This is a genomic window from Pedobacter sp. 05T44 (assembly GCF_056395985.1).
On record NZ_JBFTKO010000001.1, the window covers coordinates 751,736 to 778,406 of the forward strand.

General features: G+C 39.5%; 22 protein-coding genes. 6 read left to right on the plus strand and 16 right to left on the minus strand.

Going from position 1 to position 26,671, the window contains the following annotated elements:
- The first annotated feature begins 50 nt into the window (after positions 1–50).
- From AC1DDK_RS03085 to AC1DDK_RS03095, 3 genes are read left to right on the plus strand one after another with little or no spacing between them, the layout of a single operon-like run.
- Positions 51–2,492, plus strand: a complete 2,442-nt coding sequence (locus tag AC1DDK_RS03085) for a penicillin acylase family protein (protein ID WP_337715713.1) — start codon at positions 51–53, stop codon at positions 2,490–2,492.
- A 4-nt stretch (positions 2,493–2,496) separates the two neighbouring features.
- On the plus strand, positions 2,497–2,847 hold the full coding sequence (locus AC1DDK_RS03090; RefSeq protein ID WP_172660789.1) for a hypothetical protein: 351 nt from the start codon (positions 2,497–2,499) through the stop codon (positions 2,845–2,847).
- 29 nt (positions 2,848–2,876) lie between these two features.
- Positions 2,877–3,860, plus strand: coding sequence for a LuxE/PaaK family acyltransferase (locus AC1DDK_RS03095; protein WP_288883981.1), 984 nt, complete (start codon positions 2,877–2,879; stop codon positions 3,858–3,860).
- Positions 3,861–3,868: 8 nt separating this feature from the next.
- Here the strand turns inward: AC1DDK_RS03095 and tyrS are convergent, their stop codons facing one another.
- Positions 3,869–5,155, minus strand: coding sequence for a tyrosine--tRNA ligase (gene tyrS, locus AC1DDK_RS03100; RefSeq protein WP_477633824.1), 1,287 nt, complete (start codon positions 5,153–5,155; stop codon positions 3,869–3,871).
- Between the two features lie 104 nt (positions 5,156–5,259).
- Here tyrS and AC1DDK_RS03105 point away from each other — a divergent pair, with 104 nt between their 5' ends.
- The 3 genes from AC1DDK_RS03105 to dapA all read left to right on the plus strand — a co-directional run bounded on the left by AC1DDK_RS03105 (position 5,260) and on the right by dapA (position 8,922).
- Positions 5,260–5,946 carry an ACP phosphodiesterase gene (locus AC1DDK_RS03105; protein ID WP_337715717.1) on the plus strand — a complete coding sequence of 229 codons (687 nt, stop codon included), beginning with the start codon at positions 5,260–5,262 and terminating at the stop codon, positions 5,944–5,946.
- 71 nt (positions 5,947–6,017) lie between these two features.
- Positions 6,018–8,030, plus strand: coding sequence for an NAD-dependent DNA ligase LigA (gene ligA, locus AC1DDK_RS03110; protein ID WP_477633825.1), 2,013 nt, complete (start codon positions 6,018–6,020; stop codon positions 8,028–8,030).
- A 10-nt stretch (positions 8,031–8,040) separates the two neighbouring features.
- On the plus strand, positions 8,041–8,922 hold the full coding sequence (gene dapA, locus AC1DDK_RS03115; protein ID WP_477633826.1) for a 4-hydroxy-tetrahydrodipicolinate synthase: 882 nt from the start codon (positions 8,041–8,043) through the stop codon (positions 8,920–8,922).
- A 189-nt stretch (positions 8,923–9,111) separates the two neighbouring features.
- On the opposite strand, the gene AC1DDK_RS03120 is transcribed toward dapA, so the two are convergent.
- The 15 genes from AC1DDK_RS03120 to mraZ all read right to left on the minus strand — a co-directional run bounded on the left by AC1DDK_RS03120 (position 9,112) and on the right by mraZ (position 26,578).
- Positions 9,112–9,288: a hypothetical protein gene (locus AC1DDK_RS03120; RefSeq protein WP_048904203.1), complete on the minus strand. Its 177-nt coding sequence runs from the start codon at positions 9,286–9,288 to the stop codon at positions 9,112–9,114.
- Between the two features lie 259 nt (positions 9,289–9,547).
- Positions 9,548–10,789 (minus strand): aminotransferase class I/II-fold pyridoxal phosphate-dependent enzyme, encoded by a 1,242-nt coding sequence (locus tag AC1DDK_RS03125; protein ID WP_172660795.1) that lies wholly within the window; start codon positions 10,787–10,789, stop codon positions 9,548–9,550.
- A gap of 159 nt (positions 10,790–10,948) precedes the next feature.
- Positions 10,949–12,583 (minus strand): cell division protein FtsZ, encoded by a 1,635-nt coding sequence (gene ftsZ, locus AC1DDK_RS03130; RefSeq protein ID WP_477633827.1) that lies wholly within the window; start codon positions 12,581–12,583, stop codon positions 10,949–10,951.
- A gap of 129 nt (positions 12,584–12,712) precedes the next feature.
- Positions 12,713–14,071: a cell division protein FtsA gene (gene ftsA, locus AC1DDK_RS03135; protein WP_048904200.1), complete on the minus strand. Its 1,359-nt coding sequence runs from the start codon at positions 14,069–14,071 to the stop codon at positions 12,713–12,715.
- Positions 14,072–14,122: 51 nt separating this feature from the next.
- The gene (locus AC1DDK_RS03140; RefSeq protein ID WP_477633828.1) at positions 14,123–15,001 is read right to left on the minus strand and encodes a cell division protein FtsQ/DivIB; all 879 of its coding nucleotides are present in this window, start codon (positions 14,999–15,001) and stop codon (positions 14,123–14,125) included.
- Positions 14,994–16,349, minus strand: a complete 1,356-nt coding sequence (murC, locus tag AC1DDK_RS03145; protein ID WP_172660798.1) for a UDP-N-acetylmuramate--L-alanine ligase — start codon at positions 16,347–16,349, stop codon at positions 14,994–14,996. Before murC ends, AC1DDK_RS03140 begins: the two co-directional genes overlap by 8 nt.
- Positions 16,349–17,464: an undecaprenyldiphospho-muramoylpentapeptide beta-N-acetylglucosaminyltransferase gene (gene murG, locus AC1DDK_RS03150; protein WP_172661078.1), complete on the minus strand. Its 1,116-nt coding sequence runs from the start codon at positions 17,462–17,464 to the stop codon at positions 16,349–16,351. Before murG ends, murC begins: the two co-directional genes overlap by 1 nt.
- Positions 17,465–17,473: 9 nt before the next feature.
- Entirely contained in the window at positions 17,474–18,640 is a 1,167-nt protein-coding gene (locus AC1DDK_RS03155) for an FtsW/RodA/SpoVE family cell cycle protein (protein ID WP_477633829.1), read from the minus strand.
- Positions 18,641–18,643: 3 nt separating this feature from the next.
- Positions 18,644–19,987: a UDP-N-acetylmuramoyl-L-alanine--D-glutamate ligase gene (gene murD, locus AC1DDK_RS03160; protein WP_337715720.1), complete on the minus strand. Its 1,344-nt coding sequence runs from the start codon at positions 19,985–19,987 to the stop codon at positions 18,644–18,646.
- Complete coding sequence (mraY, locus tag AC1DDK_RS03165) at positions 19,987–21,258, minus strand: phospho-N-acetylmuramoyl-pentapeptide-transferase (RefSeq protein ID WP_172660800.1); 1,272 nt, start codon at positions 21,256–21,258, stop codon at positions 19,987–19,989. The genes murD and mraY overlap by 1 nt, the downstream gene beginning before the upstream one ends.
- Positions 21,258–22,715, minus strand: coding sequence for a UDP-N-acetylmuramoyl-L-alanyl-D-glutamate--2,6-diaminopimelate ligase (locus AC1DDK_RS03170; RefSeq protein WP_288884425.1), 1,458 nt, complete (start codon positions 22,713–22,715; stop codon positions 21,258–21,260). The genes mraY and AC1DDK_RS03170 overlap by 1 nt, the downstream gene beginning before the upstream one ends.
- Before the next feature lies 1 nt (position 22,716).
- Positions 22,717–24,813: a penicillin-binding protein gene (locus AC1DDK_RS03175; RefSeq protein WP_477633830.1), complete on the minus strand. Its 2,097-nt coding sequence runs from the start codon at positions 24,811–24,813 to the stop codon at positions 22,717–22,719.
- Complete coding sequence (locus AC1DDK_RS03180; RefSeq protein ID WP_048904192.1) at positions 24,803–25,213, minus strand: FtsL-like putative cell division protein; 411 nt, start codon at positions 25,211–25,213, stop codon at positions 24,803–24,805. The genes AC1DDK_RS03175 and AC1DDK_RS03180 overlap by 11 nt, the downstream gene beginning before the upstream one ends.
- Complete coding sequence (rsmH, locus tag AC1DDK_RS03185; RefSeq protein ID WP_172660802.1) at positions 25,210–26,115, minus strand: 16S rRNA (cytosine(1402)-N(4))-methyltransferase RsmH; 906 nt, start codon at positions 26,113–26,115, stop codon at positions 25,210–25,212. Before rsmH ends, AC1DDK_RS03180 begins: the two co-directional genes overlap by 4 nt.
- On the minus strand, positions 26,105–26,578 hold the full coding sequence (gene mraZ, locus AC1DDK_RS03190) for a division/cell wall cluster transcriptional repressor MraZ (RefSeq protein ID WP_172660803.1): 474 nt from the start codon (positions 26,576–26,578) through the stop codon (positions 26,105–26,107). Before mraZ ends, rsmH begins: the two co-directional genes overlap by 11 nt.
- Between the last annotated feature and the right edge of the window lie 93 nt (positions 26,579–26,671).

Sequence of the window (26,671 nt, forward strand, 5' to 3'; positions counted from 1 at the left end):
TAGTAATCAAATACTTTCATTTATGTTTTAGATGTGCCTTTAACTGAGCTATGATGAATAAAATAAAAGCCCTCATTTGCATTGTTATCCCAATACTATTAACATATGCTCTCAATACAAAATTCGGCGATACCCCTCCTCTTCTCAAATTCCTGAATCCCTTTACCGGTTTTTGGCAAAACGCAGAAAAAAATACAGTAAATCCAAATAGAAAAATTACCCTAAAAGCTACTTATCAGAATGTTGATATCGCATTCGACGACAGGATGATTCCGCATATTTTTGCGCAAAACGATCATGATGTTTATTATGCTCAGGGTTACGTAACAGCAATGCATCGTTTATGGCAAATGGACTTTCAAACCCGTTTTGCTGCCGGCCGCATCTCTGAAGTGGTAGGGAAAAAGGCCATAGAACTTGATAAATATCAACGTAGGATGGGTATGGTTTATGGCGCTGAGAAATCTCTGGAAGGAATGATGACCGACCCGAAATCAAAAGAAATGATACTGGCATATACCGCTGGTATAAACGACTATATACATTCTTTAACGCAAGCCAAACTACCCATTGAATATAAATTATTGGATTTTAAACCTGAAGACTGGACTCCTTTAAAATGCGCATTACTGCTAAAACAGATGTCGGCAGTATTGGCAATGGGCTCCGATGAGTTTTATATGACCAATATCAGAAAGAAGTTTGGCACTGATGTGGTTAAAGATTTATTTCCTGACTACCCTTTCAAAGAAGATCCGATTATTCCTGTTGGTACCAAATGGGATTTTGATCCACTGCCCGTTCCTACTCCGCCTGCTGATGCATTAAAGGAAATGACAACCGGAAATATAGAAACTAAACAAAAAGAAGAAGGAATTGGAAGTAATAACTGGGCCATATCAGGTGCAAAAACAAAATCCGGCTACCCTATTTTAGCAAACGACCCTCACCTTGATTTAACCCTTCCTTCTATCTGGTACCAGATTCAACTTCATGCTCCAGGTCTAAACAGCTATGGCGTATCATTACCGGGAGCACCGGGAGTAATTATAGGCTTTAACCAAAATATTGCCTGGGGAGTTACCAATGTAGCCGCAGATGTGCTGGATTTTTATGAGATCAAATTCAAAGACAATACCCATAAAAGCTATTGGTATAATAATGAGTGGAAAAATACCACAACCCGACTTGAAAAGATCCTGATAAGGGGTAGCAAAGCTGAAATAGACACCGTTTATTATACGCACCAAGGTCCGGTAGTTTATCTTCAGAAGCCAGAAAAGTTTTCTAAGGCTCAAAATATTCCTATCGGAAATGCACTAAGGTGGATTGCTCATGATAAATCTAATGAGCTTAAAACTTTCTATTTGCTAAATCGCGGCAAGAACTACAACGATTACCGCAAAGCACTTACTTATTATACGGCTCCGGCACAAAACTTTGTATTCGCTTCGGTTGATAATGATATTGCCATTACCGCAAATGGCAAGTTCCCACTAAAATGGAAAGATCAGGGTAAATTTATTATGGATGGTTCTGATCCTAAAAATGATTGGCAAGGATGGATTCCTGCTTCTCAAAACCCAACTGTTAAGAACCCTCCAAGAAACTTTGTTAGTTCGGCCAATCAATCATCTACCGATCAAACTTACCCTTATTACATTAACTGGGAATTTAGTCCGTATGAACGGGCGAAACGCATAAACGACAGGTTAACAGTAATGACTAACGCTACTGCCGACAGCATCAGAACGATGCAGACCGACACTTACAGCATCCATGCCCAAAATATCTTACCCGCTATTTTACCTTTGGTAGATGGCAGCAAGTTAAACGCCACACAAAAAGAAGGGTTCTCTTTAGTGTCTGCCTGGAATAAACATTACGATGCAAAAGAAGTTGCAGCAAGTATTTTTGATCTGTGGACCAAACGCATTCAATACAATATCTGGGATGATGAATTTAGTGTTGACGGTGTTCCAATGCGCTATCCTTCCAGAGACAGAACCGTACAACTGATTTTAACACAGCCAGATTCCAAATGGGTCGATAACATTAAGACACCAGAGAAAGAAACGTTAAGTGATCTTGTAAATGAGGCCTTTAAGTATTCATGCGATAGCCTGGAACGTAAATACGGGCCTATTGGCGAAAGATGGCAATGGGCCAACTTTAAGCATAGCAATGTTCCGCATCTGGCAAAAATACCGGGTTTCGGCTCTAAAACATTAATGATTGGTGGTGGTAAAATGACCATAGATGCATTAAGCGAAAGCAATGGCCCCTCGTGGCGAATGGTTGTTGAATTAGGAAAAACACCTAAAGGACATGGCGTTTTCCCGGGCGGACAATCGGGCAACCCTGGCAGTAAATTCTACGACAATATGATCGACACCTGGGCTAACGGCGAGCTGTATGACCTTTTCTTTATGCAATCTGTTGATGACCCATCGGCCAAAATAATCTCTAAATTAAAAATATCCAAAAAATAGCATCATGGTATTTATTGTAATTTTAATAGCCTCTTATTTACTTCAAATGGTTTTGCCCTGGTGGATAATCGTAGTGATTTCATTTGCAACATGCGGTTTAATTGGTAAAACAGGAAAGATATCTTTATGGTCGCCTTTTTTTGCGATCCTGCTCTTGTGGACAGGAATGGCTTTATTTAAAAGCTTACCTAACAACAATGTTTTAGCATTAAGGGTAGCAGGAATGCTTGGTGTAAGTTCATGGATATTGGTGCTGGCATTGAGCGCTATGCTTGGTGCATTTATAGCGGGAGTAAGCGGTTTTTGTGGTTATCATTTCAGAAAAGCTGTTCTAACCAAGAAAACCAATTCTTAATTAAAACTTTGTTGTGTATTTTTGCACACGTGAAAGATTTAATCGGGCAAATTTTCTCTATTGAGACTAAAGAACAGTTTGAAAAAGCATCCCTTGAAGTATTTAAACATCAGGCAAAAAATTGTTCAGTGTATTGCGAATACATATCTCATTTAAGGATTAAGCCTGAGGAGATATCTTCATCAGATCGTATTCCTTACTTGCCGATCAGCTTTTTTAAAAGTCATGAGGTACTAAGTTCTGCTGACGAAACTGAGATTATTTTTAGCAGTTCAGGCACTACAGGTATGTTGCAAAGCAGACATTTGGTTACCGATGTTAAAGTATACGAACAAAGCTTTAACCTTGCTTTTGAGCAGTTTTACAGCAAACCCGAACAAACATGTTTCCTTGCGCTACTGCCTTCTTATCTGGAACGGGATGGGTCGTCTTTAATCTACATGGTTGATGCGCTGCTAAAGCAAAGCAAACATAAAGACAGTGGCTACTTCTTGCACAATCATGATGATTTGTTCCAAAAACTAAAAAAGCTGCAAGCCTCTGGCCAGAAAACCATTCTAATTGGTGTTACTTATGCCCTGCTTGATTTTGTTGAGCAGTACAAAATAGATTTCCCCGAACTGATTGTAATGGAAACAGGTGGTATGAAAGGCAAAAGGAAAGAAATGGTGAGAGAAGAATTGCACGAAATACTTCAGAATGGCTTTGGCGTTAGTGCCATCCATAGCGAATATGGCATGACTGAACTTTTATCGCAAGCCTATTCTTATGGAAATGGAGTGTTTAATTGTCCTCCCTGGATGAAGATTAACCTTAGGGATACCAATGATCCTTTAAGTCTGATCGCAAACAACAAAACAGGAGGAATCAATGTTATCGATCTTGCAAACATCAATTCCTGTTCTTTTATAGCGACCCAGGATCTGGGCCGCGTATTTGAAGATGGATCTTTTGAGGTTCTAGGCCGTTTTGACAATGCTGATATCAGAGGCTGCAACCTGTTGGTAAATTAGCTTTCTGATTATTTAGCTATTATCAGATAATAGTTCTTTTTACCTTTTTGAACGATAATAAATTGATCATTCAATAGGTTTTCAGCATTAAAAACAGCCTGAGCATCACCAACCTTTTCTTTATTTACAGATACTCCGCCACCTTGTATCAATTTCTTCGCTTCGCCTTTAGAAGCAAAAACGCTCGATTTTTCGGCAAGCAATGTAGCGGCGTCAATTCCTTGTTMAAGTTCCGATTTTGAAATTTCAAATTGAGGGATACCTTCAAATATTTCTAAAACCTGTGTTTCATTTAAAGTTTTGAAAAACTCCAAAGAACCATTACCAAATAAAAATTCAGAGGTTTTAATTGCAGTTTCCAATGCCTCAACAGAATGTGTTCTGATGGTTATATCCTCGGCCAATGCTTTTTGAAGAACGCGCAAATGTGGCGCAGTGTCGTGCTCTGCCTCAAGGCTTTCTATTTCTTCTTGCGATTTAAGCGTAAAAATTCTGATCCATTTTTTAGTATCATCATCAGAAGCATTAAGCCAAAACTGATAGAATTTGTAAGGCGACGTTTTTGCTGCATCTAACCATACCGCCCCGCTTTCAGTTTTACCAAACTTAGTACCATCAGCTTTTTTGATCAGATTGGTAGTCACTGCAAATGCAGTACCGCCATCTTTCCTTCTGATGAGTTCTGTTCCGGTAACAATATTGCCCCATTGATCTGAACCACCCATTTGCACCAGGCAATTGTGGTGTTTCCACAAATAGTAAAAGTCATAACCCTGAATCAGCTGGTAGCAGAATTCGGTAAAAGAAAGTCCCGAATCACCTTCCAGTCTTCTTTTAACACTATCTTTTGCCATCATATAGTTTACAGTAATGTGTTTACCTACATCTCTGATAAAAGTAAACAGGTTCATGTCCTTGAACCAGTCATTATTGTTCACCATCACTGCACCATTACCTGTCGCTTCGAATTTCAAAAACTTAGAAAGCTGTTTTTTCATTCCGGCTAGATTATGTTCTACTGTGGCCTCGGTTTGAAGATTTCTTTCGTCAGATTTACCTGAAGGATCACCTACCATGCCGGTAGCTCCGCCTACTAGTGCATATGGCTTATGGCCGGCACGTTGAAAATGAATAAGCGTCATGATCTGAGTTAAATGTCCTACATGCAGTGAATCAGCAGTAGGGTCAAATCCTATATAACCTGAGGTCATTCCTTCATTCAATTTATCTTCAGTACCCGGCATGATGTCCTGTAACATGCCTCTCCAGCGTAGCTCTTCAACGAAATTGGTCATTCTTATATCCTTTTGCCGCAAATATAGGAAAACCTATGTTATCCTTTAAATTCAATACGCCTCAAAAACGCTTAAACTGAACAAAATTAGCTACTTTTAGGGCAATGAACTTTTTGTCGCATTTTTATTTTGAAAGAGACAATCATGATGCAAACATGGTAATCGGAGTTGTTTTGCCAGATTTTGTAAAGAATGCACAGAAAGACAGCAACTTATATCCGCTAAAAGAAAAACATCTTTTTGAATCTGATGCTGATGAAAATTCTATCCTTATTGGATGGGGCCGACACATTGCAGTAGATGCTGTTTTTCATTCATCGGAGTTTTTTAAATTACATACCAACACCTTAAAACAGATCATCTTACCGGCACTTCAAGATAGCCCTGTTAAGCCTTTTTTCCTAGCTCATATTGGTCTTGAGCTAGTGCTGGATCATTTGCTAACCATCCATGGAACAGTAAACATTAATACTTTTTACGAGCAGTTAGGCCAGGCCAATAAACAAGCAATAGATTCTTTTCTAAAAAAAAGTGGTGTACCAGACACAACGGTATTCTTTAAATTCCTGAACAGCTTTATTTCCAGCAGATACCTGTTTAGTTACCAGAAGATCGAGAACATCTCTTATGCCCTGAACCGCATTTGTATGCGTTTGTGGGACAGCCCATTTACAGAACCACAACTTGCATTATTAACAGATAAACTCTCTGTTTTTAAGACCAGTATTGAAGATGATTACATGTCTATATTCAGCGATGTGGAGCAACATTTAAAGGCTGGCAATCATTAGAATCCTCAACATCAAAAATATTTCATATAAATCTCAATTAGCTCCTAAAGCTAATTTGTATCTTCGCTTCTATGTCACTATTTGATATAAAAGATAAAATGGATGCATTGGTTAAGGAGCTTAACCAACACAGTTACAATTATTATGTATTGGCAATGCCTACCATTGCAGATTACGAGTTCGACAAAAAACTTGAGGAACTTGGCAAGCTGGAAAAGGAGCATCCGGAATTTGCAGATCCCGACTCTCCTACCCTGAAAGTTGGAKGCGAAATAACCAAAACATTTACCACTGTAAAGCACAGGTGGCCAATGCTTTCATTGGGCAACACTTATAACGAGCAAGATCTTCGTGATTTTGATGAGCGGGTAAGAAAAACCATTGGCGAAAGTTTTGAATACGTTTGTGAACTTAAATTTGACGGACTTTCTATTAGCCTGACCTATGAAGACACCAGGCTTGTAAGAGCAGTTACCCGCGGAGACGGAACCAAAGGCGATGATGTAACCACCAATGTTAAAACCATTAACAATATCCCTCATAAATTAAAAAATGAAGAAGTACCGCCTCTGTTCGAGATCAGAGGTGAAATCTTTATGCACCGTGCTGCTTTTGAGCGCCTAAATAAGGAACGCGAAGAGCTTGGGGAGATCCAATATGCCAACCCAAGAAATTTTGCCGCAGGAACCGTAAAAATGCAGGACTCAAAAGAGGTAGCCAGACGCCCTCTTGACTGCTTCCTGTACTCACTAAATACCGATAAAAATTATTTTAAAACACATTGGGAAAGCCTGCAGACTTTAAAAAGCTGGGGATTCAACGTAAGTACCAATTCCAAACTGGTTAGCAACATTGACGATGTATTGTTGTTCATTAAGCATTGGGAAACCGAGCGTTTTAAACTATCATATGACATTGATGGCATTGTAATTAAAGTGAACAGCTATGCACAGCAACAGGAACTGGGCTTTACAGCTAAATCTCCACGCTGGGCCATTTCATTTAAATTCAAAGCAGAAGAAGTAGAGACCATACTGGAAAAGGTAACCTATCAGGTGGGCCGCACAGGTGCTGTTACTCCTGTAGCAAATTTAAAACCGGTGCAACTTGCCGGCACTACTGTAAAGAGGGCCACACTGCACAATGCAAATGAGATTGAAAGATTGGATTTGCATGAGGGAGATAGTGTGTTCGTAGAAAAAGGCGGAGAGATTATCCCTAAAATAATTAATGTGAACCTGGATAAACGCAAAGCCGGTGCACCTAAAATTATTTACCCTTCAGTTTGCCCTGAATGCCAATCGACCCTGATTAGAAAAGAAGGTGAAGTTGCCTACTACTGCCCTAATGATGAAGCTTGTCCGCCACAAATTGTAGGCAAGATCCAACATTTTATTGGCAGAAAAGCAATGAATATAGACGGTCTTGGCGACGAAACCATAGAAACATTTTATCAAAAGGGATTAGTAAAACACATCAGCGATCTATATACACTTCATGAAAAAGCGGAAGAACTGAAAACCTTAGACCGCTTTGGAGAACGTTCCATCGAAAATATGCTTAAAGGTATTGAGGAGTCTAAACAGATGCCTTTTGAAAAAGTATTGTTCGGATTGGGTATCAGGTATGTAGGCGAAACTGTAGCCAAAAAATTAGCTTTCGGCGCTAAAGACATCGAGAAATTATCGACAGCCAGTCTCGAAGAACTAACCGCAATAGATGAAATCGGACAGCGCATTGCAGAAAGTATCATTGAATATTTTGGAAATCCGGAACATTTACATCAAATTGGGCTTTTAAAATCCTACGGACTTCAATTTGAAGCTATAGAAAATGAAATTGCTTTACAAAGTGACAAATTAACTGGAAAAACATTTGTAATTTCGGGCGTTTTTGAAAATTATAGCAGAGAAGAACTTAAGGATCTGATAGAAAGCAATGGTGGCAAAATCTTAAGCGGCATTTCGGCCAAGCTTAATTATTTGCTTGCCGGCGACAATATGGGTCCGTCTAAACTGGATAAAGCGAAAAAACTAAATGTACCACTGATTTCAGAGGGTGATTTATTAGAGATGTTGAAATAATAACTAAACAATGAACAAATTTCATGGAACGGGTGTAGCACTGGTTACACCATTTAATGCAGATGGGTCAGTAGATTTTGACGKGTTGAAAAACCTGATCAACTACCTGATCGAAGGAAAGGTAGAATACCTGGTATCATTAGGTACAACAGGAGAAGCATCAACACTCAATAAGGACGAAAAAAAGAAGATCTGGGAATTTACAGCAGAAATAAATAATGGCCGTTTACCACTAATTGCCGGTATTGGCGGCAACGACACCAATGTTATAGCGCAAAACATAAAAGATTTTGAAGTAAGTKGTTACGACGCCATTTTATCTGCCAGCCCATACTATAATAAACCAACTCAGGAAGGCATTTACCAACACTATAAAGCACTTAGTGAGTCTAGCTCACTACCAATTTTGTTGTATAACGTACCAGGACGCACAGGAAGCAATATCAGCGCCGAAACGACCTGTCGCCTTGCTACAGATTTAAAGAACATCATTGCCATTAAAGAAGCTTCTGGAAACTTTGATCAGTTTAATCAGATCATGAGAGATAAACCAGCCGACTTTATGTTAATTTCCGGCGATGATCCTGTTGCAATGCCAATGATATCATTAGGTGCCGTGGGTGTAATTTCTGTAATTGGAAACGCATTGCCAAAGCAACTGTCTGACATGATCAGATTATGCCTTGCTGGTGATTTTGCTAAAGCACTTCCGCTGCATCTTAGCTTAATCGAGTTTACCAGATTAATGTTTGTAGAAGGCAATCCGGCAGGCGCAAAAGCTGCCTTAAAACATTTTGGTGTATGTGATGATAACCTTAGACTTCCTTTGGTTAAGGTATCTCCTGCTATACGTGAGGCAATCATTGCCGAATCGAAAAAGATTACAGCTTAGTATTAGGTTGTACCACCATCGTCATCCTGAATTTAATTCAGGATCCTGGATTAGAAAGTCAGACCAGCGAGTGCGGGATCCTGAAATAAATTCAGGATGACGGAAAGTTTTAAAATATTATACAATAAAAAAAGCGTCGCGATAATTCGGGACGCTTTTTTTATTCATCAAAACAAAAATAAAGTGGTTCTAACCTTTATTTTTTGTTTCTTGAATCTCCAAACGAATCGTTTGAGCTAAGTTCTTAAGATCTTGCATACCTTTACGTACACGAGTACCTGCAGCGCTGTTCGCCTTGTTGTAGAATTTGTCGGCATCAGCTTCTAAAGCTGCTACAAGCTCTTTTACTTCATTAAATTTTTTCATCGTTAATTTACTCCTTTTAGGTTTTTAAGGTTTTGATTAATACTCTATTACTAAAGTAAGATGTTTATTTTACAAAAAAAACTTTTGGATTAATAAAAAAGTGCCTAAAACACTGTTTTTTTCCACATTATAGGGGGTTATGCACAATTAATCCGTCAAAAAACAAATTATCCAGTTGAAAATCAGATAATTACAAAACAACACAACATAAAAAAGCCCCTCCAATATACTTAGAGGGGCTTTTTTTATTGAATGAATTTTATGCTATTGAGAATTGATTCTCTTTATAGTATCCGCTTTTCAATTTATCTGAAACCTCGCTAAAGGCATCTAATGTACGCTGTACGTCTTCCATTGTATGAACAGCTGTTGGTATTAACCTCAACTCAATAAGTCCTTTAGGGATTACAGGATACACTACAATAGAACAGAATATTCCGTAATTCTCTCGCAGGTCCATTGTAAGCGCAGTAGCCTCCAATAGCTCACCTTTCAAGAACACCGGGGTAACCATTGTATTTGTTACACCTAAATCGAATCCACGCTCCCTAAGTCCTTTCTGCAAGGTAGTAGCAACATTCCATAGTTTCTCTCTAAGCTCCGGATTGTTCTTTAACAGTTCCAGTCTTTTTAACAAACCAATAACCATTGGCATAGGTAACGCTTTGGCAAAAGTCTGAGAACGCATATTGTAACGGAAGAAATTAGTCATCTCTTCTGTTGATGCAACAAATGCTCCAATACCAGCCATAGATTTAGCAAAAGTACCAAAGTAGACATCAACCCCATCAATACAGTTTTGCTCTTCATGAGTACCCGCACCTGTAGGTCCCATAGTACCAAAACCATGCGCATCATCAATTAATAAACGGAAGTTGAATTCTTTTTTAAGGTCAACAAGTTCCTTTAATTTTCCTTGCGCGCCCGACATACCAAAAACACCTTCAGTAATTACCAATATACCGCCACCGCTTTGTTCAACCAGCTTAGTTGCTCTTTCAAGCTGTTTGCGTGCGCTATCAATGTCGTTATGTTTGTACACAAAACGCTTACCCATGTGTAAACGTAATCCGTCAATAATACATGCATGAGATTCAGCATCATATACAATAACATCATTCCTATCCACAAGACTATCAATGATAGAAACCATTCCCTGATACCCGTAATTTAATAAGAAAGCGTCTGGTTTACCCACAAATGCCGCAAGCTCCTGCTCCAGTTGTTCATGGTATTTAGAGTTTCCCGACATCATGCGGGCACCCATTGGATAAGCCATTCCAAATTCTGCAGCACCTTTTAAATCAGCTTCCCTTACTTCAGGGTGATTGGCCAAACCTAAATAGTTATTTAAACTCCATACCAGATGCTCTTTACCGCGAAAGTTCATGTGAGGGGCAATATCACCCTCTAATTTAGGAAATGAGAAATATCCATGTGACCATTTGTGATGTTGCCCGATCGGGCCCATATGCTTTGCTATCTTTTCAAAAATATCCAATGTTATATGTATTAAGTTTTTTTATATTTTTTGCAAATTTAAGGTTAATATGACTGATACGCAACATCAGCATTTACCAAAGGCAAATACGCTATTATTATGCCAAAAAAGCCTTAACATATTTATTGTTAAGGCTTTCTATTTTTTTTATGTTAATAATTAATCAACGTTGTCATGAAGGAATGAGTTATTAGGTCTGATTTCAGTAGATCCATCTTCATCATTACTTAAAGTAAATCTTGAAACCTGAGACTCAGATGAGTGCTGAACCTGTTGCAACTGCATTTGCTTACGTTTGTAAGCTGGCTCATTCTCTAACTCCTGCAAACCATTGCTGGTTCTTAATTTCATGCTCAGATCTTTTAATCTTAAGATTCTTTCTTTCGATTTTTTAAGCTGATCTTCTATTGACTCATCATTTTTGTMATCATCCAATCCTGCTTCCTGAACATCTTCTCTATGAGCTTCAACATCATTATTAAATACTGATGCCGGGGTTTCAAATACAAAATCAGTTTCTGCAAGCTTAATTTCGAATTCAAAGCCAGATGACTCTTGTTGAGTTTCCTGAGCAGGTTCTTCTTCAATTAAGGTATGTCTTACCACTGTATTTTCAGGCTCATCAGTTTTTCTGGCTTTATTGATATTAAATAAATCACCGAAAAGATCTGATTGCTTTATTTCTTCTTTGGCTTTCATAACCGGCTCCTGAGCAGGAACGTCAGCTTTAGGTTGTATGAAAGAATTGACAGGCTCTACCGGACGCACCATAGGTGCTTCTTCTGGAGTTAATAAAGAGATCTTTTTAACGTTCTTTTTATCTTCTTCACGCTGTTCTTTAGTTTGGAAGCCGGTAGCAATAATGGTTACAGATAATCTTTCACCAAGGTTTTCATCAATACAGTTACCCCAGATCAAATCAGCAGAAAGACCTGCTTTATCCTGGATATAATCAGTGATGATCGTTACCTCGTCCATTGTTACTTCCTGTACTCCGGAACTGATATTTAATAGGATATATCTTGCACCTTCAATCTCATTGTCTTTCAACAATGGAGAAGCCAAAGCACCTTCAACAGCATTTAATGCTCTGTTTTCGCCTTCGCATGCAAAACTACCCATTATAGATACACCGCTATCTTTCATAACAGTACGCACATCTTTAAAATCCACGTTGATGTATCCAGGTACAGTTATAATCTCGGCAATTCCTTTTGCAGCAGTTGTTAAAATATCATCTGCCTGAGCAAATGCTGAACCCAAAGTAAGGTTACCAAATATTTCGCGCAATCTGTCGTTAGAAATAACCAGGTAAGAATCTACATATTTTTTTAGTTCATCTAAACCATCGTTAGCCTGCATTTTACGTCTTTTACCTTCAAAGGAGAAAGGCGTAGTAATAATAGCTACCGTTAAAATATCTAATTCTTTTGCAGCTTTAGCTATGATCGGGCTGGCGCCTGTTCCGGTACCTCCACCCATTCCTGCCGTAATGAACAACATTTTTGTAGTGTTGCCCAGCATCTGCTTAATATCATCTATATTCTCTATGGCTGAATTTTTACCAACTTCAGGAATAGAGCCTGCACCCATACCTTCAGTTAAACTTGCACCAAGTTGAACCTTATTAGGAATAGGACTAAACTCCAAAGCCTGCGCATCAGTATTACAAATGATAAAGTCAACACCTGTAATTCCAGAACGGTACATATGGTTTACCGCATTACCTCCACCGCCACCAACACCAATTACCTTGATGATTGACGACTTATCTTTTAACATTTCAAACTGCATATCTTTATGAATCAGTTATTTAAAAATTCGTTTTTCCTGTTCATCTCTCTATGTAATATTAACACTTTTTTAACAGGCGTTTTCCACAACTGTTAAGAATGTGGAAAAATCGTGTTTTGTTGAAAAATATTACGGCTTTATATAATCTTCATCGCTTACATTCATGTCATCCTTGATGAAATCCTTTGTTTTAGCTAGAAGTTTATCAAATAATCCACCACCTGAACGTTTTACTTTCTCTTTATCTTTTGGTCGCTCTACAAATACTCCCGGTTGCTTCATTTCCTCAAGCAGCTCCTCAGCTTTTTGTATACCTTTAATTAATAAACCAACACTGGTAGCATACATCGGGCTTTTCAAATCATCATAGATGGTTTTAGGCATGTCTTCATATTTAGACAAATGCTCATTCGGATATCCAACACGGCAATCTAATCCGGTTACATATTCAACCAACTGCGACAAGTGTTTCAACAACGCACCACCACCAGTAATCACCACTCCTCCGATTAGTTTTTTCTCATATCCCGAAGATTTGATTTCGTAATAAACATGCTCAATAATTTCCTCCATACGGGCCTGGATTACATAAGCAAGATTTTTCACTGAAATCTCTTTAGGTTCTCTTCCTCTTAATCCCGGAACACAAATAATCTCGTTCTCTTTATTCTCTTCTGCAAGCGCAGAACCAAAACGGGTTTTCAACAATTCCGCCTGGTTTCTCATCACAGAACATCCTTCTCTGATATCTTCAGTTACACTGTTACCTCCAAAAGGAATAACAGCAGTATGACGGATAATTCCTTCATGGAAAATAGCGATATCGGTAGTACCACCACCTATATCTACCAAAGCCACGCCCGCCTCTTTTTCTTCATCGCTCAACACCGATTCAGAAGAAGCTAATGGCTCCAGTATCAATTCCTGAGTTTGTAACCCGGCATTGGTTACGCATCTCATTATATTTTTTACCGCAGTTACCTGACCGGAAATGATATGGAAGTTTGCTTCCAAACGCACTCCTGCCATTCCAATAGGATCTTTAATACCCGGCTCATTGTCGATAGTAAACTCTTGTGGCAATACATGGATGATTTCTTCTCCTGGGGGCATAACCAGTTTGAACATATCATCAATTAGCTTGTCAATATCCTTCTTTCCTATCTCATTATTTAATTCTCTTCTGGTCAAAATACCTCTGTGTTGTAAACTTTTGATATGCTGGCCAGCAATACCTACATTAACAACGCGGATTTCGACGTTCGATTGCCCGCTTGCAAGTTCTACCGCCTGAGCTATCCCCTGAACTGTTTTCTGGATATTGGATACCACACCACGTGTTACCCCTGCGGATTCTGCTTTTCCTATACCTAATACTTCTATTTTTCCGTGTTGTGTTCTGCGACCAACGATCACACAGATCTTAGTAGTACCAATATCCAACCCTACTACGATTGGAGACTGAGTGGTTAATTTTTCTTTGCCCATAACTATATTGATTTGTTGAGTTTATTATTTCTGTTTTTCCTGGTATCTGTTTTAATTATCATCCTTTAGTTCTTCCGGCATCTCTTCGCGAACCATCGTATCTATCGGTTTCTTTTTCAGAGAATCTAACCTGGCTACCTCTGATAAAGAATCAATCTTGTTCTTTTCGCAAACAACTTGATTGGTATATTTTATATTGATGGTTTTATAGGTGTCCCATCCCACCTTCGGCATTGCCTTATCGTAAAAAGCGCGCAAATTCCTCATCTTAACTTCCAGTGAATCTGCAGTCCCCAAAATGATCCGCTGATTGCCTACTCGCGGCACCAATTGAATATCATTTTTATCATCTACAATCAATTGCTCGATCTGCTCATTCCATAATGTATCCTGTTCTATATAAAATGCGGTTTTATACAGATCCTTAGCCAGCTTGGTAATCAACGTATCTACCTTACCACTAAAATGCTCCATTATTTTTCCGTTTGCCACCAATACGCTGGCTGTAAAATTTGGAGAAATAGGCATTTTCAATCCATTCCTATCGATATAAAAATCCTGATCACTAGCATTTRTGACCCTTAATATCGGCTGGCGCTGTTTCACGTTAATATGAATTACCCCATTCATATCTGCGTAAACTGTTGCAAAAGCGATGTAAGGATTCGCCTTTAATTTTTGTTCTATTTCTTCCAGATTAATCTGCTCCAGTTTCTTACCAATCAATATACCCTGACTCTGTTTTAAAATTGCATCTACTTCTTCCCTTTCAATAAAGTTATCCGCTCCCGGAATTAAGATTTTAATATTGGTACAAGTCACAGTATCTTTCTTAATGCTCACAAAACTCATGAGCACTATAATTCCGGCCAGACTAACTATCCAGGCAAAACCTTTAAATACCGATTTCCAATTTATCCTCTTAAGCATTTGTCAACAGGGTTTTTAGTGGTTGTATCAATGTATCTATATCACCGGCACCTACAGTTAAAAGTAACTCAGGCTGCTTGTTCTTTATGCGTTCTACAACTAAATCTTTTCCACATATCTCTTTGTCTTTCAACGAGATCTTATCTAACAAATACTGCGAATTAATCCCTTCCAGCGGCAATTCCCTGGCCGGATATATTTCCAACAGTATCAAATCATCGGCAGTGCTTAAAACTTGTGCAAAATCATCTGCAAAGTCGCGGGTACGGGTAAACAAATGTGGCTGAAAGATCACTGTCAGTTTCTTATCAGGATACAATTGTCTTACCGCGTTAAAGCAGGCCCTTAGTTCTTCAGGATGATGGGCATAGTCATCTATATAAATATGCTCCGGAGAATTTACGATATACTCAAATCTTCTCTTTACACCCTTAAAATTACCTACAGCAGTTTTTATCTTTTCGGGATCAATACCCAGTTTCAAAGCAACAGCAATTGCTGCCACCGTATTTTCTACGTTATGTTTTCCCGGAAGCATCAGGCTTATTCCTTTAATCGAATGATCGGCATCCTCATAATCGAATACAAAACTTGCATGCTCCACCCTGATGTTTTTAGCCTTAACCTGCGAATCCAGATCAGCACTATAACTTATCGAACCGGCAATAGGCAAGCCTTTTTTAGCAAACAGGGTACCTTCAGGTTTTAGCTGACCGGCAAACAATTGAAACGACTCCTGCAATTGCGAAGCATCACCATAAATATCCAGGTGATCAGCATCCATAGAAGTGATTACCGAAATATCCGGATGCAGTGTCAAAAATGAACGATCATATTCGTCAGCCTCTACCACAACCACATTGTTACTGCCAATCAAAAAGTTACTGCTATAGTTCGTAGCTATACCGCCTAAAAATGCGGTACAGCCATAACCTGTGTCAGTTAAAATATGCGCAACTACTGATGAAGTAGTGGTTTTACCATGTGTACCGGCAACAGCAATACAAAACTGGCCTTTACTAATGATGCCCAAAACCTCCGAGCGCTTTTTAAGTTTAAAGCCATGCCCTTTATAATAATTCAATATTTCAGAATTCTTAGGAATTGCAGGCGTATAAACTATCAGTGTTTCTTTATCATCAGCAGTAAAGCAATTAGGCAAGGTATCCTCATTGTCGACGTAAGATATCAAAACACCCTCCTGCTCAAGAGCAGTTGTAAGGTTGGTCTTTGTTTTATCATAACCGCAAACAATACATTTTCTCTTCACAAAATAACGGGCAAGGGCACTCATTCCAATTCCACCGATACCAACAAAATAAACTCTTTTTATATTGTCCAGTTCCATTATTCCTGCCCCCCCTTTCCAGCTAAAATTAAAACCTGTTGTGCAATCAGATTATCGGCATCAGGCAAAGCCATCTCAGCAATGTTCTCAGAAAATATCTTACACCGTTCCTTATCTTTTAGCAGCGACAATGCTTCAGGCACCAGCGTATCTTCGGCAGAGTGATCTGTTATTAACATTGCTGCATTGTTTTTCACTAAAGCCAGGGCGTTTTTGGTCTGATGATCTTCGGCCACATTTGGCGAAGGAACCAGGATAACCGGTTTTTTAATCAAACACAATTCTGCAATGGTACCGGCACCAGCTCTTGATATAATAAGATCAGCAGCGGCATAAGCCATGTCCATCTTATTCAGAAATTCCAGAATTCGTACATTCGGATGAAAATTCAAACCTAAACGTTCCACAATTCCTTTGTAGTAAAACTTACCGGTTTGCCATACCACCTGTACATCTTCCTTCAATAGCTCAGGCAAGTGTTTTTCAATGCTTTTATTTAAAGTACCGGCCCCCAGGCTACCACCTGTAACCAATATTGTTTTCTTAAGCGGATCAAGCTTTAGCAATTCTGCTCCTGCATGATGCTTGTTTAAAATATCAACAACATCTTTTCTTACCGGATTTCCGGTTTTCAATATATTGGCAGCAGGGAAAAACTGATCCATACCATCAAAAGCCACGCAAACTTTAGCCGCCTTTTTCCCCAGCCATTTATTAGTTATACCTGCATAAGAGTTCTGCTCCTGTATCAGGTAAGGAATATTTTTTAAAGATGCAGCATACAATATCGGTCCTGATGCATAGCCTCCAACCCCAACTACAACATCTGGTTTAAATTCAGAGATCAGCTGCATGGCTTTTTTAACACTTCCTAAAAGCTTAAATGGCAGGCCAAGGTTTTTAATAATAGATCCCCTTTGGATACCGCTGATATTTAAACCCACAATTTTATATCCGGCAGCAGGAACCTTTTCCATTTCCATTCTGCCTGTAGCACCAACAAATAATATTTCGCACGCTGGCTCCATACGCTTCAGCGCATTGGCAATAGATATGGCCGGAAAAATATGTCCGCCAGTACCGCCACCCGAAATAATTACCCTTGTTGGTTTCATCATCTTATTTTATGCCATTGCAGGTATTTCACCCACAATCACTTTTTTACTATTATTTTCTTCAACATCCTTGCTCACACTCAATATTATCCCAAATGCAATACTGGTAAATAACAGAGAGGTTCCACCCATACTCACCAGCGGTAAAGGCACACCGGTAACCGGGCCCAAACCAACAGCAACAGCCATATTTGCAAAGGCCTGTATGGTTAAACTAAAACTTAAGCCTGCCGCCAGCAATGCCCCAAATGCCTTGGGTGCCCTGGTTACAATCTTTATGCATCGATAAAGCAGCACCAGATAAAGCGACATTACAATTATCCCCCCTATAGTTCCGTACTCTTCAATGATCATTGCAAACACAAAATCAGAATACGGATGAGGCAAAAAGTTCTTTTCTATACTATTCCCCGGACCTTTACCAAAAACCCCGCCAGAGGCCAAAGCAATTTTGGAATGGTCGGACTGAAATGTTTTATCAGAGTTCTGACGCTCCGGGTGCATATAAGTCTCAATACGAGATTTGTACACTTCCCTACGTGGACCTAAAAAGGCTACAAAAAGCAACAGTACAAAACCACCCGCACATACCATCATGATCTGCTTAATACTGATACGGCCAATAATCAACAACAAAATACTTACACCAAAAAGCATTAAAGCGGTCGACATATTTGCCCATGCAATCAGCACAAACACCACACAAACAGAACCMATAATCGGGATAAATGCTTCTTTAACGTCTTTAATATTCTCTTGCTTTCTGGTCAGCATCCTGGCCAGAAATGTAATTAAAGCCAGCTTGGCCAAATCCGAAGTTTGAAACGTTAAACCGATCAGCGGTATCTTAACCCATCTCGAAGCATCATTTACATTGGCTCCAAAGATCAGCGTATACACCAGCAATGGAATCGTAATTACCATCAGTACTTTAGAAATTCCGGCATAGTACCTGTAATCCAAAAGGTGGGCTATATAAATCATAGCAATACCTATCAGCACAAATATCACGTGTTTGGTCAGCAATAATTTTTCCACTCCTACACCACGCTTAAATGCCAGAGTACTGGTAGAACTGTATACTACCAAAATGGAAATAAGCGACAACAAAATGATGATCAGCCAAATCCAGCGATCTCCTTTTGTCTTGTCCAGAAGTTTATTTATTGCAACCATAGTCTACAATTCTTTAACGGCACTCTTAAATTGATTGCCTCTGTCTTCGTAATTTTTAAATAAATCAAAGCTTGCGCACGCTGGCGAAAGCAAAACCGTATCTCCTTTTTTAGCCAGGTGATAGGCTACCTGCACCGCTTCATGAGCAGAAAAAGTATTCACTATAATCTCTACATCATCTTCAAAAGCCTCATGAATACGCTTATTGTCTTTACCCAAACACACAATGGCTTTCACCTTCTGGTGCACCATATCCTTAAGCATATTGTAATCATTACCCTTATCAACACCGCCCATAATCAGAATCACGTCAGTTCCTACACTCTCCAAAGCGTACCAGGTCGAATTCACGTTAGTGGCTTTAGAATCATTGATGTAATCCACCCCCGAAATCTTTGCCACATGTTCCAACCTGTGTTCAATATTCTTAAAATCTCCCATACTTTCGCGGATGGAAGTATTTCGAATGTCTAATACTTTGGCTACTATGCCCGAAGCCATAGAGTTGTAAATATTATGCTTGCCCTGAAGGGCTAACTCTGAAATAGACATGGTTAGTTCGTCGTTTAGGTGTATATTTATGTGTATGTTATTGCTTTCCAGGTATGCCCCGCTCTCAATCTTTTTACGAATGGAGAAGGGATACATTTTTGAACTTACGTTCGTTGTTTTTAAAACCTTTAAAGTTTCAGGGTCATCAGCGCAGTAAATGAAAACATCATCAGCTGTCTGATTTTGGGTAATGCGCATTTTCGATGCTGCATAATTACCCAGTTTATAATCGTACCTGTCTAAATGGTCAGGTGTAATGTTCAATAATACCGCTATATCGGCTTTAAACTCATGCATGTCATCCAGCATAAAGCTCGAAAGCTCCAAGACATACCAGTCATAATCGGCAGTTGCCACCAAGGCCGCAAAGCTATGCCCAACATTTCCGCCAAGTCCTACATTAAAACCTGCTTTTCTCAGCGTGTGGTAGGTAAGCATGGTAGTGGTTGTTTTACCGTTCGAACCGGTAATACAAATGGTTTTTGCATTGGTATACCGTTTGGCAAACTCAATTTCCGAAACCACAGGAATCCCCTTTTTCTTAATCTCCTTAATGATCGGAGCGGTATCAGGTATTCCCGGACTTTTTATCACTTCCGCTGCATTCAATATCTTTTCAGCAGTATGCTGTTTCTCTTCAAAAGGGACACGTAATTCCTCTAAAATCTCTTTATACTGGGTGGCAATAGCACCAAAGTCCGACACAAAAACATCAAAACCCTGTTTCTGCGCCAGCATTGCCGCTCCAACCCCACTCTCTCCTGCACCAAGAATTACAATTTTATCGTTTTCCATTACCGCAGTTTTAAAGTGACTAAAGTGATGATGGCCAATAAGATTCCAATAATCCAAAACCGGGTTACGATTTTAGCTTCATGGTATCCTTTCTTTTGATAGTGATGGTGCAAGGGCGACATCAGGAAAACCCTTCTGCCCTCGCCAAACCGTTTTCTGGTATATTTAAAATAGCTTACCTGAATAATTACAGATAAATTCTCTATCAGAAAAACCCCACATAAAACCGGGATCAATAATTCTTTTCTAATCATGATAGCAAAAACGGCAATGATACCCCCAATGGCCAAACTTCCTGTATCACCCATAAATACCTGGGCAGGATAAGAATTGTACCATAAAAAGCCCACACAAGCACCCACAAAAGCGCCCGCAAAAATCATCAGCTCACCCGAATTGGGGATATACATGATGTTCAGGTAATCGGCAATGACGGTGTTACCCGACACGTAGGCCAACAGACCAAGTGTTAAGCCAATAATAGCCGATGTACCCGTGGCCAGCCCATCAATACCGTCGGTAATATTGGCACCATTGGATACCGCAATTACAATTACAATTACAAATAACAGAAAAACTACAAAAGCATATTTCTCATAGCCAGGGCCTAAAAACTTAAGCACCTTAGCATAATCCATTTCGTTATTTTTATAGAACGGAACATTGGTAAGGGTCGACTTAACATCCTGAGTATAATAAAAACTCTCTCCCTTTTGTCTCAAAACCATAGGTGCAGTAGTCTTGGCACCTATACCGGTTGTCGCTTTTGTATTTGTGGTCTCATCAACAGTTTGCCTTACCACAATATTCGGGTTAAAATACATTGTCCAGCCAACAATAAGTGCCAGCCCAAATTGTCCAACTACCTTAAAACGACCTGCTAATCCTTCTTTATTTTTTCTAAAAACTTTAATGTAATCATCAACAAAACCTATAACCCCCATCCATATAGTGGTTACAATCATCAGGATCACATAAATATTAGTAAGGTTGGCAAACAACAATGTAGGCACCAATATGCCCAGCAAGATGATAATACCCCCCATAGTAGGTGTACCTTGTTTTTGCATTTGCCCTTCCAGGCCAAGGTTCCTAACCGTTTCACCCACCTGCATTTTGTGCAGGTAATTAATCAATCTTCTACCGTAAACAGTAGTAATGATCAGTGAGATAATTACAGCCAACGAGGTACGGAAGGTGATGTATTGAAACAACCTCAATCCTGGAAATTCATAATTCTGATTCAGATACTCGAATAAATAATACAACATTAGCCCATCAAGTTAAATTGTTCCATCAATACCTCTTTATCATCAAAATGATGTCTAACACCATTTATTTCCTGATACTTCTCATGCCCTTTGCCTGCCAATAAAATAATATCACCAGGTTTGGCCAAATGACAGGCAGTTTTAATTGCCTCTTTCCTGTCCACTATGCTTAATGTTTTTCTTTTATTTGTTGGCGAAACACCTTTTTCCATATCCTCCACTATCGTTTGCGGGTTTTCCGTTCTCGGATTATCCGAAGTTAAAATCACCTTATCACTCCAATCACAGGCTACCTGTGCCATAATAGGTCGTTTAGTTTTGTCCCTATCGCCACCACAGCCAATTATCGTAATTACCTGTTCGGTGCCTTTTCTTATATCCTGTATGGTGCTCAATACATTTTGTACTGCATCAGGAGTATGTGCGTAATCTATTATCCCAATTATGTTCTGGGTAGAAGTGATGTATTCAAACCTGCCTTCAGCGCCTGTTAACCTGCTCAATACAGTCAGTACAGAAAGCTGATCCTGCTCCAACAACATTGCCGTGCCATATACCGCAAGCAAATTATATGCGTTAAAAGAACCCACCAGTTTAAAGAACACATCAGCCCCGTCAATATCAAGATGCAAACCGCTAAAGCTGTTCTCAATCACCTTTGCTTTAAAATCAGCAAGCTGTTTGAGCGCATAGGTTTTTTTCGATGCCTTAGTGTTCTGAAGCATCACCATTCCGTTTTTGTCATCAAGATTAGTCAATGCAAAAGCCGATTTTGGCAACACATCAAAAAATGCTTTTTTAGCTTTAATGTAATTATCAAAGGTTAAGTGAAAATCTAAATGGTCGTGGGTAATGTTAGAAAACACTCCTCCCGAAAAGCTTAAGCCCTCAATTCTATGTTGCACCACCGCATGCGAGCTTACTTCCATAAAGCAATAGCTGCAATCGGCCGCTACCATATCCTGTAATAAGCTATTTAAAGCCAGCGGATTTGGTGTAGTATGCGTAGCAGGAATCACCTCGTCGTTAATATGGTTCTCCACTGTCGAGATCAAACCAACCTTATAACCAAGTTCTCTGAATAATTTAAATAACAATGTAGCAATGGTAGTTTTACCATTAGTACCGGTAATACCAATTAACTGCAGTTTAGAAGAAGGGTTGCCGTAAAAATTAGAAGCCATAATGCCCAGCGCAGCAGCACTGTTTTCGACCTCTACATAGGTTACCAGCTCATTTTTAACCTCAGGTATCGTTTCACAAACTATAACACTTGCACCAGCTTCAATGGTAGCCTGAATAAAAGCATGCCCGTCAGACAAAGTACCTTTAACAGCAAAAAACACAACATCCTTAACAACCTGACGCGAATCAAACACCAAAGCGCTAACCTCCCTGTTGGTTGATCCAACCAGGTTTGTTATTGCTACTCCATATAAAACTTCCTGCAACTGCATCCTATTGTAATTCAAGTTGAACTAATAATCCTCTTCCTATTCTATTTCCGGCAGGAATAGACTGCGCTATAACCTTACCACCACCTTTTACCCTGGTTTTTAAACCTGCATTACCCAACAGGTATAAAGCATCTTTTAAACCCATCCCCTTTACATCAGGCATCACCCCTTTTACGGCAGCATGCTCTTCGTAAGGAACGCCGTTATTGGTATCAATACCACTTACAGACCTATCTGCATAAAGCGCTTTAATACCCAGGGCTTTGTAAATCTTTTTAACCGCTTTACTCTCGCCCACCTTCGCTTCGGGAGCCTTGGTATTACCTACCAGGTGATTTGGAATATCGTTGTACATTTCCATATCGCTGGCATAAATGCGATCAGCAATCTCTTTAAATACCGGCCCGGCAACTGCCGCACCATAGTATCCATTTTTAGGGCCGTTAATGGCCACCATAATGGAGTATTTAGGTTTATCAGCAGGGAAATAACCGCAAAAAGAAGCCTGATAGCTTTTCTTAGCTTTATAACCTTTATTACCATCAGCTACCTGAGCGGTACCTGTTTTACCGGCTACCCTGTACAATGGCGATCCCATTTGCTTACCGGTACCTTTAGTAACTACCGATTCGAGCATTGCCTGTAATTTTTTAACCGTTTTCTCAGAGCAAACCCGTTCCGAGATCACCCTTGCTCTGAACTGCTCAATCGGATTTCCCAGTCTGCGGATTTCCTTAACAAAAATTGGCGCTATATACTTACCATCATTAGCAATGGCATTATAAAAAGTTAGCATTTGCAAAGGCGTAATCTGCATTTCATAGCCATAAGCCATTTGAGGCAGGGTCATGTTTTTATTCCAGCTTTTAAACGAAGGATTTTTTATCACGGGTTTAGTTTCTCCCGGTATCTGCAATCCAAGTCTTTCATTCATATGAATATCATACAGGTGATCTGTAAATTGCGATGGATTATCCTGATAAGCCGCATTCACCAATTTAGCCACAGCTGTATTTGCCGATTGCTCAAAGGCCTTCATTACCGTAACCGTTCCAATACCACCATGCGAATCCTTAATGGTATGTCCCGGAATCCTGTAATACCCATCTCCTGTCGCTACCATGGTATTGGTATCTACTTTATTATCTTCCAGTAGCGCCATGTACGAAGCCAGTTTAAAGGTCGATCCAGGATCCTGACTGCCACCAATGGCATAGTTAAACTTCTCTTCGTAAACCCCTTCTTTAACCCTTGTGTAATTGGCAACCGCCCTTACCTCGCCAGTAGTAACCTCCATTAATATCACCGTTCCGTGATCAGCATCGCTTATTTTCAACTGTTTTTCCAACGCGCTTTGCGCCAGATCCTGCATGTTAATGTCAATGGTCGAAATAATATCGGCACCCTCTTTAGGTGCTACCTCAGCTTCATCATTAACAGGCATCCAAACCCCACCTGATATTCTCTGAACCAGTCTTTTTCCGCTTTCACCATTAATATACTCACCATAAGCACCTTCTAAACCAACCCCATTGCTTACATTTTCATTTTTATAACCAATAGTTCTTGCGGCCAGGTATTTAAACGGCTTAATTCTTTTATTTTGCTGAACAGCAATTAAACCACCAGTATACTTCCCTACATTATATAAAGGAAATGTTCTTATGGTTTTCAATTCCTGGTATCCAACTTTACGCTTAATCAATAAATAACGAGCACTATCACGTCTGGCAGAGCGTAAATACCTCGAGTACTCTTTAGGCGTTTTATCTTTAAAGAATTGCGATAACCTTAAAGCCAGCGAATCCACCTTACCATCAAACACCTCACTATCAGCAATACCACCGGCATACATATCCATACGGAGCTCATACTCAGGAATAGAAGTTGCAAGCAAACTTCCATCGTTTGAGTAGATATTTCCACGCGCGGCTTCTACATTGATATACTTTGTAGAGAGACTATCGGCCATGGCACGCCATTTATGTCCCTCCACAAACTGTACATCGCATAGTCTGATCAGTACTGCCACGGCAAACAGTACAATCAGTCCGAAAGACAGAYAAACACGTAATAATATGTTAGCTCTAATATTCATTACTGCTTATTACAATTTTTTTAGGCGGCTCTGTTAATTCCTTAATTCCAAGCGTATCCACCTTTTTAGCAACCTCTGTTAGTTTACTTTTGAACATCAAATCAGCTTTAAGCGATTTGTATTCCCAGCTCATTTCTTTTACCTCTTTACTTAACTGATCAATATTTCTGATGTTTTTGATGGCCATATGGCTATTCGCGATATACAGCATTCCTAAAACCGACAGAAATATCAAAAACGGCAACATCTCTGTTGCAGCTTCCTTACTCACTACACCCTCAGTAAATAACTTTTTAAAGAACTGATTTTCAGATACAGGCTCTTTCTTCTTAATCCTGATATCCAATTCCTCTTCTTCTTCAGGCTCTTCGTCTATATGTTCCCTAAACCTGTTATTCATAACTTCTCTCCAATCCTTAATTTCGCACTCCTGGACCTGCTATTGCGTTCCAGCTCAGCTTCATCAGCCATCACAGCTTTCCTTGTTATTACTTTAAAAGGCTTTTGTTCGTTACCAAAAAAGTCTTTATCAACCTCGCCTTTAAACTTTCCTTTGGCCAGGTAATTTTTTACCGGCCTGTCTTCCAAAGAATGGTAAGACATCACCACCAGACGTCCACCACTCTTTAGCACATCAGCAGTCTGTGCCAGAAAATTCTCCAGCACTTCTATCTCGGCATTCACCTCGATGCGCAGGGCCTGAAAAACCTGCGCCATATATTTATTTTCTTTTCCCTTTGGAATGTGTGCCGCAACTGCCTTTTTAAAATCAGCCAGTGTTTCTATGGGGCGTTCTATTCGACCGGTCACTACAGCCTTAGCCAGCGACTTTGCATTTTTCACCTCACCATAAATACCAAATATCCTGTGCAGCTTTTCTTCAGTATAAGTATTCAACACCTCCGCAGCAGTCAGTTTACCCTGTTTGTCCATCCGCATATCTAATGTAGATTCAAACCTGGTCGAGAAGCCTCTATCCGGTTCATTAAACTGATGAGAAGAAACACCAAGATCAGCCAGAATGCCATCAACAGCTTTAAAGCCTAATAAGCGAAGGTTATTTTTAAGGAATGCGAAATTCTGATCAACAAAATGAAAGCGCGGATCATCAATCTTATTTCTTTGTGCATCCGGATCCTGATCAAAAGCGATCAACACGCCATCTTTACCGAGATGTTTAAGGATTTCTCTCGAATGTCCGCCACCGCCAAATGTCACATCAACATACACGCCATCTGGTTTAATATTTAAACCATCGATGCACTCTTTCAACAAAACCGGAACATGGTAATTATTCTCCATTTTCCCTCCTGTTCTTATCCCCCATTACTTCGGCAGCAAGCAGCGCAAAGTCGGCAGGATCTTTATCAAATAATGCTTCGTATGATTTTTTAGACCAAACCTCAATCTTATCAAACTGACAAGCCAGTACCAGTTCAGTATTAATTTCAATACCTACCGATTCCATTAAAGAGTTAGGCAAATTAACCCTGCCGGTTGCGTCCAGCGTCAATTCTGTAGCACCGCGGGTAAATAATCTTATAAATTCTCTGTTTTTTTGTTCGTACGGATTCAGCTTACTCAAGTCCTCCACTATCTTTTCCCATACTTTTTTAGGATAGATTACCAGATGTTTTTCAAAACCCCGGTTAACCACAAGTCCCTCTTGCTCAACATTAGGCAATTGTTTTTTCAGGCTCGAAGGGACCATCAAGCGGCCTTTCGCGTCTAATTTACAATCAAATTCTCCTAATAACTGAACCATTATAATATGTGCACTTTTTATGTAGTGTAAAAATAGGTACTTCTACCACTTTTTACCACATTCTACCACAAAAAGTTTTCCACATATTATTTC